This is a genomic window from Paenibacillus sp. M2 (assembly GCF_046713495.1).
GTDB classification, from domain to species: Bacteria; Bacillota; Bacilli; order Paenibacillales; family Paenibacillaceae; genus Paenibacillus; species Paenibacillus amylolyticus_B.
Map to the genome: position 1 here is coordinate 1,924,994 of NZ_CP169648.1, position 16,495 is coordinate 1,941,488.

15 protein-coding genes are annotated in these 16,495 nt (G+C 44.5%); 12 read left to right on the plus strand and 3 right to left on the minus strand.

Features of this window, described 5'->3' with window-relative positions:
- The first annotated feature begins 75 nt into the window (after positions 1-75).
- Positions 76-1,629 (plus strand): ABC transporter substrate-binding protein, encoded by a 1,554-nt coding sequence (locus ACETMN_RS08915; protein WP_373419814.1) that lies wholly within the window; start codon positions 76-78, stop codon positions 1,627-1,629.
- Between the two features lie 140 nt (positions 1,630-1,769).
- Here the strand turns inward: ACETMN_RS08915 and ACETMN_RS08920 are convergent, their stop codons facing one another.
- Both ACETMN_RS08920 and ACETMN_RS08925 read right to left on the minus strand, forming a co-directional pair.
- Entirely contained in the window at positions 1,770-2,921 is a 1,152-nt protein-coding gene (locus tag ACETMN_RS08920; protein WP_091014854.1) for an MGDG synthase family glycosyltransferase, read from the minus strand.
- A 50-nt stretch (positions 2,922-2,971) separates the two neighbouring features.
- The gene (locus tag ACETMN_RS08925) at positions 2,972-3,499 is read right to left on the minus strand and encodes a phosphatase PAP2 family protein (RefSeq protein WP_091014852.1); all 528 of its coding nucleotides are present in this window, start codon (positions 3,497-3,499) and stop codon (positions 2,972-2,974) included.
- A 711-nt stretch (positions 3,500-4,210) separates the two neighbouring features.
- Here ACETMN_RS08925 and ACETMN_RS08930 point away from each other — a divergent pair.
- The 9 genes from ACETMN_RS08930 (at position 4,211) to ACETMN_RS08970 (ending at position 13,058) form a co-directional block, all read left to right on the plus strand.
- Positions 4,211-5,449, plus strand: a complete 1,239-nt coding sequence (locus ACETMN_RS08930) for a glycosyltransferase family 2 protein (RefSeq protein ID WP_036610177.1) — start codon at positions 4,211-4,213, stop codon at positions 5,447-5,449.
- Between the two features lie 336 nt (positions 5,450-5,785).
- Complete coding sequence (gene infC, locus ACETMN_RS08935) at positions 5,786-6,280, plus strand: translation initiation factor IF-3 (RefSeq protein WP_017689666.1); 495 nt, start codon at positions 5,786-5,788, stop codon at positions 6,278-6,280.
- Positions 6,281-6,304: 24 nt separating this feature from the next.
- Positions 6,305-6,508 carry a 50S ribosomal protein L35 gene (rpmI, locus tag ACETMN_RS08940; protein ID WP_017689665.1) on the plus strand — a complete coding sequence of 68 codons (204 nt, stop codon included), beginning with the start codon at positions 6,305-6,307 and terminating at the stop codon, positions 6,506-6,508.
- Positions 6,509-6,596: 88 nt separating this feature from the next.
- The gene (gene rplT, locus ACETMN_RS08945; protein WP_017689664.1) at positions 6,597-6,956 is read left to right on the plus strand and encodes a 50S ribosomal protein L20; all 360 of its coding nucleotides are present in this window, start codon (positions 6,597-6,599) and stop codon (positions 6,954-6,956) included.
- A gap of 580 nt (positions 6,957-7,536) precedes the next feature.
- Positions 7,537-8,577, plus strand: a complete 1,041-nt coding sequence (locus ACETMN_RS08950; RefSeq protein ID WP_091014850.1) for a BMP family protein — start codon at positions 7,537-7,539, stop codon at positions 8,575-8,577.
- 299 nt (positions 8,578-8,876) lie between these two features.
- Positions 8,877-10,415 carry an ABC transporter ATP-binding protein gene (locus ACETMN_RS08955; protein WP_210107588.1) on the plus strand — a complete coding sequence of 513 codons (1,539 nt, stop codon included), beginning with the start codon at positions 8,877-8,879 and terminating at the stop codon, positions 10,413-10,415.
- Entirely contained in the window at positions 10,408-11,487 is a 1,080-nt protein-coding gene (locus ACETMN_RS08960; RefSeq protein WP_036610168.1) for an ABC transporter permease, read from the plus strand. The genes ACETMN_RS08955 and ACETMN_RS08960 overlap by 8 nt, the downstream gene beginning before the upstream one ends.
- Complete coding sequence (locus tag ACETMN_RS08965; protein WP_091014847.1) at positions 11,488-12,450, plus strand: ABC transporter permease; 963 nt, start codon at positions 11,488-11,490, stop codon at positions 12,448-12,450.
- Between the two features lie 218 nt (positions 12,451-12,668).
- Positions 12,669-13,058 (plus strand): hypothetical protein, encoded by a 390-nt coding sequence (locus tag ACETMN_RS08970; RefSeq protein WP_047842246.1) that lies wholly within the window; start codon positions 12,669-12,671, stop codon positions 13,056-13,058.
- Positions 13,059-13,064: 6 nt separating this feature from the next.
- Here the strand turns inward: ACETMN_RS08970 and ACETMN_RS08975 are convergent, their stop codons facing one another.
- Positions 13,065-13,508, minus strand: coding sequence for a GNAT family N-acetyltransferase (locus tag ACETMN_RS08975; protein ID WP_237176231.1), 444 nt, complete (start codon positions 13,506-13,508; stop codon positions 13,065-13,067).
- 604 nt (positions 13,509-14,112) lie between these two features.
- Here ACETMN_RS08975 and ilvB point away from each other — a divergent pair.
- A complete protein-coding gene (gene ilvB / locus ACETMN_RS08980) occupies positions 14,113-15,864 on the plus strand; it encodes a biosynthetic-type acetolactate synthase large subunit (protein WP_036610160.1) in 1,752 nt (583 codons plus the stop codon).
- Complete coding sequence (gene ilvN, locus ACETMN_RS08985) at positions 15,861-16,343, plus strand: acetolactate synthase small subunit (RefSeq protein ID WP_024628317.1); 483 nt, start codon at positions 15,861-15,863, stop codon at positions 16,341-16,343. Before ilvB ends, ilvN begins: the two co-directional genes overlap by 4 nt.
- The last annotated feature ends 152 nt before the right edge of the window (positions 16,344-16,495 follow it).

A 16,495-nucleotide genomic window follows, 5' to 3' on the forward strand; every position in this document is an offset into this window, starting at 1 on the left:
GCTGCTGGCATCATTTCCGGTCTGAAACATGGCGAGTCTGCGCTAACATATAAAGGTTCACCACAAAAAGGGAGGATGCGTATGCGTAACAAAACAATTCGGCACCTGTCTCTGGTACTTGCCCTGATGTTGTTCGCCGGGGTACTTGCCGCATGTAATAACGGTTCGGGGGGATCGACGCAAGGAAGCGAGCAGGGAGGAACATCCGGGAACAAAGGCGAGAAAGTCACGCTTCAATTTTACATGCTTGGGGATGCTCCGAAAGATCTGCCTGTTATTGAATCCGAGATCAATAAGCTGGCGGAGGCTGATCTGAACGTCAATGTGAAATTCAACTACACCTCATGGACCGACTGGGATCAAAAATATAAACTGCTGCTGTCTTCGGGACAGCCGATCGATCTGATCTTCACAGCGGATTGGACATTCTACCAGTCCTATGCCAAGAAGGGTGCGTTCCTGCCACTGGACGAAATGTTGCCTACAGCAGCGCCAGCACTGAAAGCTCATGTCCCTGATGACATGTGGAATGCTGTCAAAATCAATGACAAAATCTATACTGTTCCATCCACTTGGATTGAGTATGTAACCGAGGGGATTGCGTACCGTGAGGACTTGCGCGAGAAGTACAATCTTCCAAAACCGGAATCATTGGAGACGCTCGAAGCGTATCTGGAGGGCATCAAAGCCAACGAACCCAATATGATTCCTATTGCGGATAGCAATGCCAACCATACCCATGGTATTCGTCAATTGACATCCAAGCTGGTTAATACAGCAGGTCAACTTCCATATGGACTGGATATTATGTATGACACACCATCAACCGTGACGCCCTACTGGGGATCCGCGCAACACCTGGAAGACCTGAAAACATACAAACGTTGGATGGATAAAGGATTTTTCCCGAAAAACGTACTGAATGTAAAAGATACATCCAACTCGTTGTTGCAAAATGGAAAAGCGGCTGTTGTTCTGTCTGGGGAAAACCCTAACAAATTTAATGCAGATGTAATCAAGGTGCAGTCTACGCATCCAGATTGGAAATTGGCTTATTTCCCTTACCCGAATGCAAAAGGGTTTGCACAACCGGTTCACCCGATCCACAATGGTTTTGCGATTCCGCGTAGCAGTAAAAACCCGGAAAAAGCATTGGCATTTTATGAGAAACTGGTGACAGATAAACGATATAACTGGTTGACTGAATACGGCGTTGAAGGCAAAAACTTCGAGGTAGATAATGGATACTACAAAATGGTCGGAGATGCACAAACAAACGGCTTCCCGCGTGAGGGCATGAATGGGTGGGCTTGGCGTAATCCGGAATTCATGCTCTATGATAAAACCTTTGATGACGTGCTGACCATGTTTGAAGATCTCGACAAAATCAAAAAGCCGGATATCTTTACAGGATTTGCTGAAGACTGGACTCCGTACCAAGCCGAGAAGGCTGCATTGGAACAAGTGGAAAAACAATATTTGTATCCGCTTAATGTAGGTTTGGTGGCAGACGTAGAGGCTGGATTGAACACATTTATGGAGAAGGCGAAGCAAGCAGGATTGGAAAAAATTCAGGCGGAATACACCAAGCAGTGGCAGGAGTACTTGAAGTCAACAGGCATTCAATAATTTGTACTTTCCTTCATAAAGAAAAGGTGCCTTCAAATCCGAAGGCACCTTTTCAATGTGGTTGCAGGCTTGTTTGAAGCCGTTGGTTAGAGGCATGATTGGATAAAGATTATGGGAAGCAGCACTTTATTTGGATAAATTCATAAACGGGCCTCTTCTGCGGATGAAGGACGAACGTCCTCCAGCAGATCGATAATACTTTGAGCGCTCTGCATCGGATGAACCTTGGCGATTTCGGCCAGATGACGTTTGCGTTTACGTACAACATCCGGGTAGTGATGCAACAGCTTGTTCATCCATTTGACCACTACGTCATGCGAAGTTATGGGTTCTCCCAATCCTCTTGCCGTAAAATAATGGACGTTTTCTTCTTCCTGACCAGGTATAGGGTTGTGGAACAACATTGGAATTCCTTTGGCCAAGCCTTCACTGCATGTCATTCCCCCAGGTTTGGTGATCAGCAGGTCGGATACTTCCATCAATTTGTCCACTTCGTTGGTGTACCCCATAATATGAATGTTTTCTTTGCGATACATGGGGTTCTGTTCCATGCTGATCCGTGCTTTATCATTGCGACCCAGACAAAAAATGATCTGAATATCTTCATGCCAGCGTGTCAGCAGCGGGTGGACCAGCTTGTCACTGAGCATTCCCCAGCCGCCACCCATCACCAGTACAGTAGGCATGTTCTTGAGGTTAAATCTGTTTCGAATCTCTTCTCGCCCGGGATGCTCCCAGAAATTTGGATGTACCGGAATGCCCGTGACTCGAATGTTGTCTGTAGGTACGCCGCGTAGCATTAGTTTGGACTTAACCTCATCTGAAGAAACCAGATAAAGGTCTACTTCACGGTTAATCCACGTCCCATGTGCATCATAGTCGGTGATGACTGTGCATAGGGGAACCTGTACACCCAGACGCTTCAGTCTGGATATGACAGCACTTGGAATCGGATGTGTACAGACGATTGCATCGGGACGTAACTGGCGCACAACGCTGCGTGTATGTGTATAGAACAGTTTATGCAGCGCCAGTGTTGTCAGCCTGTTTAATGATTTTTTATATTGGTGTCTGTATACGTATCCGACAAGTTTGGGTTGGTTGGTAACCGTTTTTTTGTATGCTGTTATAATCAGAGGTGCAACCTTGGGATTTAAGAAACTTCCCAGTTCAAGCACTTTTGTCTGCACGTCTGGCGAGAGCTTTCGCAAATTGCTGGACAGTGCATAGGCGGCTTGAGTATGACCCGTACCAAAGCCTTCAGATAATAGTAATACTCTTTTTTTCTCCACGCTTGCTTCACCTGTTCCTGCTAGGTTTTTCTGAGTCTAACATATCGGCTTTAAGACCAGAATGCAACTGTTGCAAGTGCGACTAAAGTACCTATTGTGGCACCAGCCAGAACATCGGAAGGATAGTGTAATCCCAGATAAATTCGAGAGAATCCGACAATAAGGGCCACAGGCAACAATATTAGCAATAAGATCGGATCAGTGGTCATAAAGGGAACTGTGACCGAAAAAATGGCAGTTGTGTGCCCTGAAGGAAACGAGTGATCCGTCAGGGGATTACGGAACGTAATTGTATCCGGCAAGGCCAGATAAGGTCGAATGCGGGGATACAATTTTTTCGCGATGGCAACAGGAATGTGGCTGATCGCAAGAGCGATACAAGCCTGGAGTCCTGTTGTGCTCCATGGGGCTGGAGCAAGCAGCCAGATTAACAAGGATATTGCAATAGAAGATGTTGCTCCACCCAGATGGGTAAAATAATACAGCCAAAAATTCATAAAACGATTATGAAGTCGGCCGTTGATCCACATAAAAACATTTCGATCATAATCTTGAAACTTTAAGAATAAACGGCTCATATTGGCCTCCTGCCAGTCAGGCCGCCCGTAATGGCGGCATTATTTCCGGTGATTTTCTGCATCCGGTTTCGTCCTGATTAGTATATAACCGTTTTTCGTGAACTTGAGGTTATTTCAGGTATATGTTTATCATATTTTTAAATGTTGTCCTTTTCAAGAAGAACCCATGTAAAGAAAGTAAAATTCATGTTAAAGAGTGGATATATACCCATCTTAACTTTTTGACTTGGGTCAACCAAAAAAGATACAATGATTCAACATGGCTGAAATGAGGTAAAAAAATGTGAGTTCTGTTTCAAACTTTTTGAGTTCTGTTTGCGTTATTTGTTATAGAGCCTCTGACGAAGAATAACATGCTGATGAAAAAAGCAGGGACTTTAGAAATAAAAATCAAGTAAACGGCTGAAAATAAGATATAACAGGCATGAATGCGAGGTTGTGGTATCACGAAGTGTCTATTCAGCGTTTAAAGATCACATTTCTGCTTCAGAAAGTGGAATTGGGGTTTTGACAAATGACTGAAAAGGATACAGAATCGATAAAGCAGCCAACTGATAGCAACCAAGCTTTGAAACATTGCCTGATATATTCACGTAGTACACAAAAGAAACAGGGTCATATTCTGCAGATCAAAAAAAAATAAATTGCAGAATCAGGAAGAGAAATGCTTGAGTAAACTGGGGTTTGAAAAAAAGGGGGTAACAGAGAACGATGTTGGACGCTATATTCGTCACGATGCAGGTCATTCTGGCACTGCTAGCCGTGTACCAATTCACGTTTTCGCTGTTCGGTCTGATTAAGAAAAAGAAAAAGAAACATTATCCGGCGACAAAATCATTCGCTGTTCTCGTCGCAGCACACAATGAGGAACAAGTCATTGGTGCCTTGATGGAGAACTTGAAACAACTTGATTATCCGGAAGATCTGTACGATGTGTTTGTCATCTGTGACAACTGTACGGATGGAACGGCTCAAATTGTCAGAGAGCATGGATTAAACGCCTGTGTACGTACCAATGCCGATTTAAGAGGTAAAGGGTACGCCATCGAATGGATGCTTAAGTACCTGTGGAAATTGCCACGTCAGTATGACGCAGTTGTTATGTTTGACGCGGATAACCTGGTTGACCGTAACTTCTTGCTTGAGATGAATGATGACTTGAACAATGGTTCGCGTGTTATCCAAGGATACATTGATACGAAAAATCCGGAGGATTCCTGGATTACTGCAGCTTATGGTGTATCTTACTGGTACATCAACCGTCTGTGGCAGTTGTCTCGTCATAACTTGAATATGGCGAATTTCCTCGGAGGAACCGGAATGTGCTTTGAGACCAACCTGTTGAAGGAAATTGGTTGGGGTGCAACAAGTCTGGTTGAGGATTTGGAATTTACGATGCGCAGTGTGCAACGTAATGTGTATCCTGTTTTCAACTATGACGCCAAAGTATTTGATGAGAAGCCATTAACATTCAAAGCTTCAGCGAGACAACGTCTGCGCTGGATGCAAGGTCACTTTACAGTTGCGCGTAGATACTTCTTCCCGTTGCTATGGCAGTCCATTAAGGAAAGAAGCCTGGTGAAATTCGACCTTGCTATCTATGGAGCCAATGTCTATGTGGTATTGCTTACGTTCCTGATGACGGCTGTGATGTGGGTAGACATGGCTATATTCAGTGGTCCGCACATTGCTAATATTTATGGATACTTCCCGCTATGGGTTGGGTTCGTGGCTATTGGTTTGAACATTCTGACGTTCCTGTTGTCCATGGCGCTGGAGAAGGTTACCTTTGCCAAAGTTTATCTATATCTGATTTTGTTCCCGATCTACCTGCTGTCTTGGTACCCGATTACGTTCTACGCTTTCTTTACGCAGAACAACAAACAGTGGAGCCACACTCAACATACACGTGTTGTGCGGTTGGATGAGGTGCAAAGCAAACAAGGGTAAGGAACTTGCATGCGATACCTTGTTGACATCTGATATCACAAATGTATAATTCACAAAAAAAATGTTGTGAAGAATGTTGACAATGTGTTTTGTGGGTGATATAGTATTCAAGTGCCTTAAAACGAATAGAAATGGAATCACAAGCAGAAGTCCGACTTCTCACCTGATCAACAAACATGTTGGCTGGTCAACGATCCCAATAATTTATGAAGTGTATACTCATGAAGAATTGTGTTGATTACAGGGATGTCGGTAGCTTGACCGGCATCCCTTTTATTTTTGTTTAACTGGATATTCAAAATGACCTGGAGGTGGACGATTATTAGTAAAGATCACATGATTAATGATGAGATTCGGGCGAAGGAAGTACGCCTTGTCGGAGCTGAAGGAGAACAAATTGGGATTACGCCCATTCGCGAAGCACTGCAAATGGCGATTGACCTGAATTTGGATCTGGTCAATGTGGCACCACAGGCTAAACCGCCGGTGTGTCGTATTATGGACTATGGCAAATTCCGCTATGAGCAACAAAAGAAAGATAAAGAAGCCCGTAAGAACCAGAAAATTGTTGATATTAAAGAAGTATGGTTCCGTTCCAATATTGAGGAGCACGATTATCAAACGAAGCTTCGTAATGTAGTTAAGTTTTTGAACGAAGGCGACAAAGTGAAATGTTCTGTTCGTTATCGCGGACGTGAAATTGCACATGCCGCGATTGGTCAACGGATTTTGGAGCGCGTTAAGGTAGAAGTTGCAGAACTTTGTACTGTTGAACGTCAACCAAAATTGGAAGGCCGCAGTATGATCATGATCTTGGCTCCTAAAGCCTGATAACATTGGAGGAGGAAACACAAAATGCCTAAAATGAAAACACACAGCAGTTTGAAAGGACGCTTCAAAATTACCGGTTCCGGTAAAGTCCTTCGTTACAAAGCTCACAAAAACCACTTGCTTTCCCACAAATCCAAACGTGCTAAGCGCGTTCTGAACGGTAACCCAGTTATGGCTGCCGGGGATGTTAGACGTTTGAAACAAGGTTTGGCTAACTTGAAAGGCTAATTCTAATTAGTACATTCCGTATGGGGGATCGGCTACGGCCGTACACATACCACGGATATATTTATATTTATTTGGGAGGTTCTTTAATATGGCAAGAGTAAAAGGCGGTTTTGTAGTACGTCGTCGTCATAAAAAGGTTTTGAAACTGGCAAGAGGTTATTTCGGTTCCAAACACCGTATCTTTAAAACAGCTAACGAGCAAGTAATGAAATCCCTGGTATACGCATACCGTGACCGTCGCAACACGAAACGTAACTTCCGCAGACTGTGGATCGTTCGTATCAATGCAGCAGCACGTATGAATGGTTTGTCTTACAACAAACTGATCCATGGTTTGAAACTTGCTGGAGTAGACATGAACCGCAAAATGTTGGCTGATCTGGCCGTTAACGACATCAATGCGTTCAACTCTTTGGCTACTGTAGCTAAAGGCAAAATCAACGCTTAAATTGTATGATCCAAGCCGCCGTACCTATATGGCGGCTTTTTTTACGGCTTGGAAGAAATTCGAAGATGAATCTCTGAATGAGTAGAGCGAATAGGCTGTAGTCTGGAGGGGAACAATGAAACCAGATAACTGGTTGAATAACCGTCCATGAGAATACATAAAATACGAACGGTGAAATAATACAAATGAATACAGGTGAATCCCACTCATCACTAAAGTTCACGATATGTTTTTGTGATATAACATCACATCGTTGTAACGTTAGTGTGTTAAAACGCTAAATTATTAAGCGTTTTCAATAAAAAAAGAACAAAAATATGTGATATTTGGTGATGAAACATCTGGATTTTAACACTGGTTGATTGTATAATCACCTCTAGTAGGCTAGTCCTAGATTTTTCTCTCCATGTCATAATGTTCGGTTTTTCGACAGATGATAGGATGCCACAAGGGTGAAAATGCGCTTTTAATGTCGAAGAAACCATACATTCTGCATAAAAGTCATTTCTGCTATCTGTTAACCGTTCAATTGTAGGCTGGATTGGAATGAGGGATATATCATTAAGGGGGAAAAAGAGAAATGAAAAAGATGCTCAGCTTGTCTTTGGTAATGTTGCTGGCGGTATCGGTTATGCTCGCGGGTTGCGGTAGCAAACCGAAAGAAGAAACAAATGCCGGAGGAGATACAGGTGGAACTCCCACTGAAGCGAAATCCGATCTCAAAATCGGTATGGTTACTGACGTAGGTGGAGTTAATGACAAATCCTTTAACCAATCCGCTTGGGAAGCTCTGCAAGCGACTGAAACAGAAACAGGTGTAGCAGTTAAATACCTGCAAAGTAAATCCGATGAAGAGTACATTCCTAACTTGAACGAATTCGTCAAAGGTGGATATGATCTGACTTGGGGTATCGGTTTCCAATTGGCTGATGCAATCAAGACTGTAGCTGAGCAAAACCCTGATTCCAAACTCGCGATCATCGACAGTGTTGTTGATGCTCCTAACGTTAAATCCGTAACATTTGCTGAAGAAGAAGGATCTTACCTGGTTGGTGTTGTGGCTGGTCTGACAACAAAATCCAACAAAATTGGTTTTGTAGGTGGTATGGAAAGCCCACTGATCAAAAAGTTTGAAGTAGGATTCAGAGAAGGCGTTAAAGCAGTTAACCCTGATGCTCAATTCATTTCTAACTACACAGGTGCATTTGATAAACCTGACTTGGGTAAAGCAGCAGCAGCGACACTTTACAATGAAGGCGTAGATATTATCTTCCACGCTTCTGGCGCAACAGGTAATGGTGTGTTTAACGAAGCAAGTGCTCGTAAGAAACAAGGTCAAGATGTATGGGTTATCGGTGTGGACAAAGACCAATCTCTTGAGTTTGGTGATGAGATCACTTTGACTTCCATGATCAAAAAAGTTGACGAAGCAGTTAAGCGCGTTAACAAAGAAGTAGTTGATGGTACATTCGCTGGCGGTTCCGAGAACCTGACTTTGAAAGAAAACGGCGTAGGTATTGCTGATACTTCTACTGCCAATGTATCTGCTGATACACTTGCAAAAGTGGAAGAGTACAAAGAAAAAATCATCAGCGGCGAAATCAAAGTTCCTACAGAGTAATTTTGATCTTAGTCGCAAATGAATAATCATTGGGGCCGGTCTTGACCGGCCTTATGATTGCAAGAACAGGAACATTTGATCAAGTCATCATAACAATTGTACAAGGTCACTGTGCACCAACGCTCCGGTAGGAGCTTTTCTTAAAATAATGGAATTGATATGTTCTTAATGAGCTGAACCATTCGATTCTCGCAAGAAAAACTTCAGCTAAGCGCGGTCTGTCTTCTTTGAAAGTACGTCGATAGACGTTTTTTTTTACGTTTGCGGAACCACACTATATCAGTTATAAGGGTGATTACATGGGTGCAGCAACCCCCGTCGTTGAGTTAAAACAAATTACGAAGCGTTTCCCAGGCATTGTTGCCAACGACGCCATCAGCCTTCAGCTTCGTAAAGGCGAGATCCATGCGCTACTGGGCGAAAACGGCGCTGGTAAGTCAACGTTGATGAATATTGTATTTGGTCTCTATCAGCCAGATGAAGGTTCCATTGAAGTGAATGGCAAGCCTGTCATCATCGACAGCCCTAATCGAGCGATCGATCTTGGCATAGGCATGGTGCATCAGCACTTTAAACTTGTACAGCCGTTCACGGTAACAGAGAACATTATTTTGGGATCTGAACCAACGAAGGGTCTCAATATTAACTATAAAAAAGCAGCCGCTGAAGTTCAGCGTCTTTCCGAACAGTATGGACTTAAAGTGAATCCTCATGCCAAAATTCATGATATTTCTGTCGGAATGCAGCAACGTGTAGAGATTGTTAAAACGTTGTATCGCGGTGCAGACATTCTGATTTTTGACGAGCCTACAGCTGTATTGACTCCTCAAGAGATCAAAGAGCTGATGATCATCATGAAGAAGCTTGTATCTGAAGGAAAATCCATTATTTTGATCACGCACAAACTGAAAGAAATCATGGAAATCTCCGATACGGTAACGATTATTCGACGGGGTAAAGTGATTGATTCGGTCAAAACTTCGGAAACAAATCCGAATGAGTTGGCAGAGAAAATGGTGGGGCGGAATGTCACATTCAAAGTGGACAAAAAACCGGCTACACCTGGAGCCAATGTGCTCGAAGTCAGTAAATTAACGGCTAAGAATAAAGAAGGTATTTCGGTTCTGAACCAACTTAACCTGAACGTACGTGCAGGAGAGATTGTCGGAATCGCAGGCGTGGATGGTAACGGCCAAAGTGAACTGATTGAAGCCCTTACTGGACTTCGTAAAGTAGAGAGCGGTTCAATTCTTTTGGAGGGCAAGGAGCTGTCCAATCATTCTCCGCGCCATATCTCGGAGTCGGGTGTAGCCCACATTCCGGAAGATCGCCATAAACACGGACTTGTACTTGATTTTTCAGTGAGTGAAAATATCGTTCTGGAATCGTATTATAAAGCACCATACACCCGTAAAGGGTTCCTTAACTTCGATGCCATCAAACAGCAGGCGAAGCGGCTTGTTGAGGCATTTGACGTGCGTACACCAAGCATCGAGACCAAAGCTCGGTCCTTGTCCGGAGGAAACCAGCAAAAGGCCATTATCGCCCGTGAGGTAGATAAAAACCCTGAACTGCTTATTGCTGCGCAACCAACACGTGGTTTGGATGTAGGGGCTATTGAGTTCGTGCAAAAGCAACTGATTGCACAGCGCGATCAAGGGAAGGCTGTTCTGCTGATTTCATTTGAGCTTGATGAGATTATCAATGTATCTGACCGAATTGCTGTTATTTATGAAGGCCAGATCGTTGGCGAGGTGCTGCCGGAAGAAACCAATGACAGGGAGCTCGGCTTGATGATGGCGGGCAGCACCCAAAAGAGAGGTACTGCGCATGAATAACGTATTGAAATGGTTTACCCGAGATTCATTTATTTTGCCTGTAGTAGCTATTATTATGGGTCTTATTCTCGGTGGAGTTGTCATGCTGATTGGTGGCTACAATCCAATTGAAGCCTATGGTGCACTGTTCACCAAGGTATTTGGTGACATGTACAACTTTGGTGAAGCAGTACGGGAAATGACACCACTAATTATGACTGGACTTGCATTTGCATTTGCATCACGTGCAGGATTGTTTAATATCGGGGGAGAAGGTCAATTTCTCGTTGGTATGACCGCTGCAACATTTGTTGGTGTTAAATTTGCAGGTTTGCCGATCTACCTTCATGCGCCACTGGCTTTGATTGCCGGTGCATTGTTTGGTGGTCTGTGGGCCGCTATTGCTGGTTATCTGAAGGCGGCACGTGGGGTCAATGAAGTTATCAGCAGTATCATGTTGAACTGGATTGGTCTATATCTCGCCAACCTTATCGTTCGCCAATTCTTGCTGTTGAAGGGCGAGAATCGTTCCGTGGATATCAGCGAATCGGCTTCGATTAGTTTGACATGGCTTTCTGAGCTGATGGGCAATTCCCGTGTACACATGGGGACGTTGATTGCCCTTGTGATGGCTGTGCTCTTTTATATCTATATGTGGAAAACAAAACAAGGTTATGAAATCCGTGCGGTAGGTTACAACCCTAATGCGGCTGAATATGCAGGTATGCATGTTAACCGGAATATCGTAAAAGCGATGTTTATCAGTGGTATGCTTGCCGGTCTTGGTGGTGCATTCCAGGTTCTTGGTGTGTTCCAATACCAAACCGTAATGTCGGGTTCACCAGGAACAGGCTTTGACGGAATTGCAGTTGCCCTGATTGGTTTGAATCATCCGTTTGGGGTGTTATTGGGGGCAGTGTTGTTTGGTACCCTCACGTACGGATCTGCAGGTATGAGTTTTGCTGCGGATGTTCCGCCTGAGATTATTCGGATTGTGATCGGTTCGATTATCTTCTTCATTGCGGCACAAGGCATCGTGCGCTGGATACTTAAACCGTTCTATTCGAAGCGTAAGAAAGAGAAGGTGTTGTAGATGGACTTGTTGACAATTGGGCAAATTATCAATACGACGCTTGTCTTTGCTACGGCATTGATTTTTGCATCACTCGGCGGAATTTTTTCGGAAAAATCAGGTGTAACCAACCTTGGACTTGAAGGTTTTATGGTCTTTGGTGCCTTTGCAGCTGGAATCGGGGCGCATTATGCTCAAGAAGCGGGCATGGGAGGAACGACATCGGCCTGGATGGGGGTTTTGCTCGCGATTGTATTGGGCGTACTGGTATCTCTGATTCATGCCGTTGCGTCTATCACATTTAAGGCAGACCAGATTATCAGTGGTATCGTCATTAACTTTTTGGCAGCAGGAAGTACGTTGTACTTGGTTAAACTGTTGTTTGAAGGTTCTGGTGATTCACCGTTGGTTCAAGGCTTCAGCAAGTTTGATGTGCCATTGTTGAAAGACATTCCTTTGCTTGGAGAAGCCTTCTTCAAGAACGTATATCCAACAACATATCTGGCCATTCTGTTCGTATTCCTGACGTATTACATCATGTTCAAAACGCCATTTGGTCTGCGCCTTCGTTCTGTAGGTGAACATCCAAGTGCGGCTGATACGGTTGGTGTTAAAGTGCTTCGTTATCGCTATATTGGCGTTATGATCAGTGGTGCGCTTGCGGCCATTGGTGGAGCTGCGATTACGTTGACGACTACGGGTACATTCTCACACAATACGGTTTCCGGCCAAGGTTATATTGCCATTGCAGCTATGATCTTTGGTAAGTGGAATCCGATTGGTGCCTTTGGTGCGGCTGTCTTCTTTGGATTCTCACAAGCGATCCGAAATTATGTACAGTTGTTTGAATGGTCACAAAGTATTCCCCAGGAAATTATTTTTATGTTGCCTTACCTGCTTACCATCATCGTTCTCGTTGCAGCGGTTGGACGTTCTTCGGCTCCGTCTGCACTCGGTGAAGCATATGATCCGGGTAAAAGGTAAAAACCTTTTCCATATCAGTTTAGCTATTCAGAGTTTTGACAAAGGGCCCGCCTTATGCGGGCCCTTTTTTTGTTTTCTTGAGCGTCACAAAGCCGCTTTTTGACGTTTAACTTGGTTCTCGTGCAGATACCCATATTTTCAGGTAGGGACAAAGAAACAGGCGAATTCAGTGATGGACGAATACACTGTTTTGAACGATCCGAGGAGGAGGGGAAAGTATGAAACAACAAGTTACGCGTGATGAAGCGATGAAATTAATAGGCAAAAATATTGTTGCAATCAAAAAAGACGGCACTCGGGTTACGGGAAAGCTGTTGAAAGTATCGGGCAACAAACTGGTACTCAAGCGTTTGAATGGCAAAAAAGTACGTACAAAAGCGATTCTGCCACTGGTATTGTTTGATCTGCTCGCTATTGCCACACTGCCTTATGCTTATGGAGGTGGTCCCGGCTTCGGTCCCGGATATGGACCTGGACCAAAACCAGGCCCTGGATATGGTCCAGGCTACGGACCGGGATATGGACCTGGAGGACCTGGTGGCGGATATGGACCTGGTCCTGGATTCGGCCCTTATGGTCCAGGTCCACGCCCACCAGGATTTTTCTAGGACATTCTATAATGTTTTTTCCAATTCGTAGCAGCGGCTGATCATGATGTATCGAATCGCGCTGTATCCATTTTTTTGATAAAACTGAAGTCCTTTGGTATTTCCCTCATCCACCATCACTTTAGATCTTCGACAACCCCTGGATGCCGCAAAGCTCTCTGCTTTGAGCAACAAAGTTTGCCCGTATCGTTTGCGTTGTTCTTTCGGACTAACGGCCATCATATCGACATATAGCAATTCCCCATGCATGAGAAAATGGATGAATGCCACAGCAGCTTTGTCTGGCTCCGGCGAGACAACAAAGGTCATGCCCCTGTTCATTCGCAGGGGTATTTCTTTGCGGATTTTATTTATTTCCTTTTCGCTCATATGGGATAAAGGAACAAGTTGAGTGTCAATCAGCTTCATGATGGCGCCATCATCCAGCTTGGATGTGCGTTGCCGAATCACCATGCGGAGCCTCCTTTCAGGACCAGTCGTGCTGCTCGTATATCCTATGCCCGAGGCAAGATAAAAGGTGACTGAATGAAGCGCTGGGATTAGGGCAACCTTATAGGCTGGAGAGGGAGGAAGGAAAGTTCTCTGAATTTTTATGCAAAACAGGTATTGACTTATCGGTTGGAGGAATCATATAATGTTCCTAACATTTAACGAGAATATTTCATCGGCTATGAAGAGGACGAAGTTTTAAGGGCTCTTTTGTTCAGAGAGTGGCTGGAATTGCTGAAACCACCACCATTATCCCTTATATACGAGCTCACCTCGGAGCTGTTTTCCTGAAAAGCACTGGATGTCACTCCTTTCGCGTATTAGGGAAAATCGTATGTCTGCGTTACAGACAACAGGTATGGGAAACGACTATGTTCGTTTGAGCTATTCGTTTTGTTGTACCTGGTAAGGTCCGTTATTGCGAAATTTCGGGCAAAGTTGGGTGGTACCACGGAAGCGATAACCTTTCGTCCCTCGCAAGCATGAACTTGTTTGCAGGGGATGGAAGGTTTTTTTTGTAACTTTAAATGTCAGAATGGTGTAAATTCCGAGAGGAGGATGACTAATGGGAGCTCAAATTCCAGAAGTACGATCGACAGATGAATTACGTGAAAAATGGATGAAGCCGGAGGTCATTAGCGGTTCCGAGATTCTGCTGAGAAGCTTGTTGCTTGAAGGTGTGGATTGCGTATTTGGTTACCCGGGTGGCGCGGTGTTGTACATTTACGATGCAATGTATGGTTTCGAGGATTTCAAACACGTCTTAACCCGTCACGAACAAGGTGCAATTCATGCAGCTGACGGATATGCACGTGCAAGCGGCAAAGTTGGTGTTTGTATCGCTACCTCCGGGCCGGGAGCAACCAATCTGGTTACTGGAATAGCCACGGCATATATGGATTCTGTGCCGCTGGTTGTCATTACGGGAAATGTTAATTCCAGCCTGATCGGCTCGGATGCTTTCCAGGAAGCAGATATTACCGGGATTACAATGCCGATCACCAAACACAGCTATCTGGTAAAAGATGTTAAGGATTTGTCGAGTATCATTCATGAGGCGTTCCATATTGCCAACACTGGCCGTAAAGGTCCTGTACTGATAGACATCCCGAAAGATGTATCAGCCAACAAAACCTTGTTTGAACCAAGTACTGAACCTGTTACATTAAGGGGGTACAATCCACGGACAGTACCAAACAAACTGCAGGTTGACCGTTTGGCTCAGGCCATTCAGGAAGCAGAACGTCCAATGATACTGGCTGGTGGCGGTGTGGTATACTCGGGAGGACATGAAGAACTGTTCGAGTTTGTTGAGAAGACAGGCATTCCAATTACGACTACTCTCCTTGGTCTAGGCGCATTCCCAAGTGGGCATGAACTATGGACAGGGATGCCAGGAATGCACGGAACATACACATCCAACCTGGCCATCCAACAGTCGGATCTGCTGATTAATATCGGCGCACGATTCGATGATCGGGTAACAGGCAAGCTGGACGGATTCGCTCCACATGCCAAAATCGTTCATATCGATATTGATCCGGCTGAGATTGGTAAAAACATTGCAACTGATATTCCAATCGTTGGTGATGTGAAGACCGTACTTGAAATAGCCAACAAAGAAGTTGGACGTGCAGAGCGTGCAGATGCATGGAGAGACCAGATCAAACAGTGGAAACAAGAGAAGCCGTACAGCTATACGGATTCAGACGAAGTGCTGAAACCGCAGTGGGTTGTTGAAATGTTGAATGATACAACCAAAGGTGAAGCGATTGTGACTACGGATGTGGGACAACATCAGATGTGGGCGGCACAGTATTACAAGTTTAATCAACCACGTTCATGGGTAACTTCGGGTGGTCTCGGAACGATGGGCTTTGGATTCCCTTCTGCAATTGGTGCTCAGATGGCCAATCCGGACAGACTCGTTATCTCCATTAACGGTGACGGCGGAATGCAGATGTGTTCCCAAGAACTCGCAATCTGTGCTATTAACAATATACCGGTAAAAATTGTGATCATTAACAATCAGGTACTCGGAATGGTTCGCCAATGGCAGGAACTCATCTATGAGAACCGGTACAGCCACATTGATCTGGCAGGAAGTCCGGATTTTGTAAAACTGGCTGAAGCATATGGTGTGAAAGGATTGCGTGCAACGAATAAAGAAGAAGCAGCGCGTGCTTGGCAGGAAGCTTTGGATACACCGGGACCAGTCGTTGTAGAATTCGTAGTACGCAAGGATGAAAATGTGTACCCAATGGTTCCGCAGGGAGCAACAATTGATCAAATGCTGATGGGGGATGCGGACGAATGATTAGACATACGATTTCAATATTGGTAAACGATCAGCCAGGCGTCCTTCAGCGGGTATCAGGGTTGTTCGGTCGACGCGGATTTAACATTGAGAGCATTACAGTAGGTCAATCGGAAGAACCTGGACTCTCCCGGATGGTTATTGTCACCATTGGTGACGATAAAACGCTGGAGCAGATTGAGAAACAATTGTACAAAATCATCGATGTTATTAAAGTGGTTGATTTCAGCCTGAAACCGATGGTAGCCCGTGAACTTGCTTTGATTAAAGTGAAAGCAGAGCCTTCCGAGCGTCCTGAAATTCTGGGTGTGGTAGAAACATTCCGCGCATCCGTTGTAGATGTTGGTCCAGGCAGCCTGATCGTTCAAGTAGTCGGAGATACGGACAAAATTGATGCTATGATTGAATTGCTCAAGCCATATGGCATTCGCGAATTGTCCCGTACAGGCATTACTGCATTGGTACGCGGCAACGTATAAAGCTATAATGAATGAAGAGGGACGGCGGTTAGCTAACATATACAGTTGATCTTATGTGAGTGTCAGTCCCTTTACAGTTGTAATTTAACATTTTAGTGATGTAACGCTTGAAAATATAGCTACATTCCCGCATTAATGGGCGGGTGTCTGAA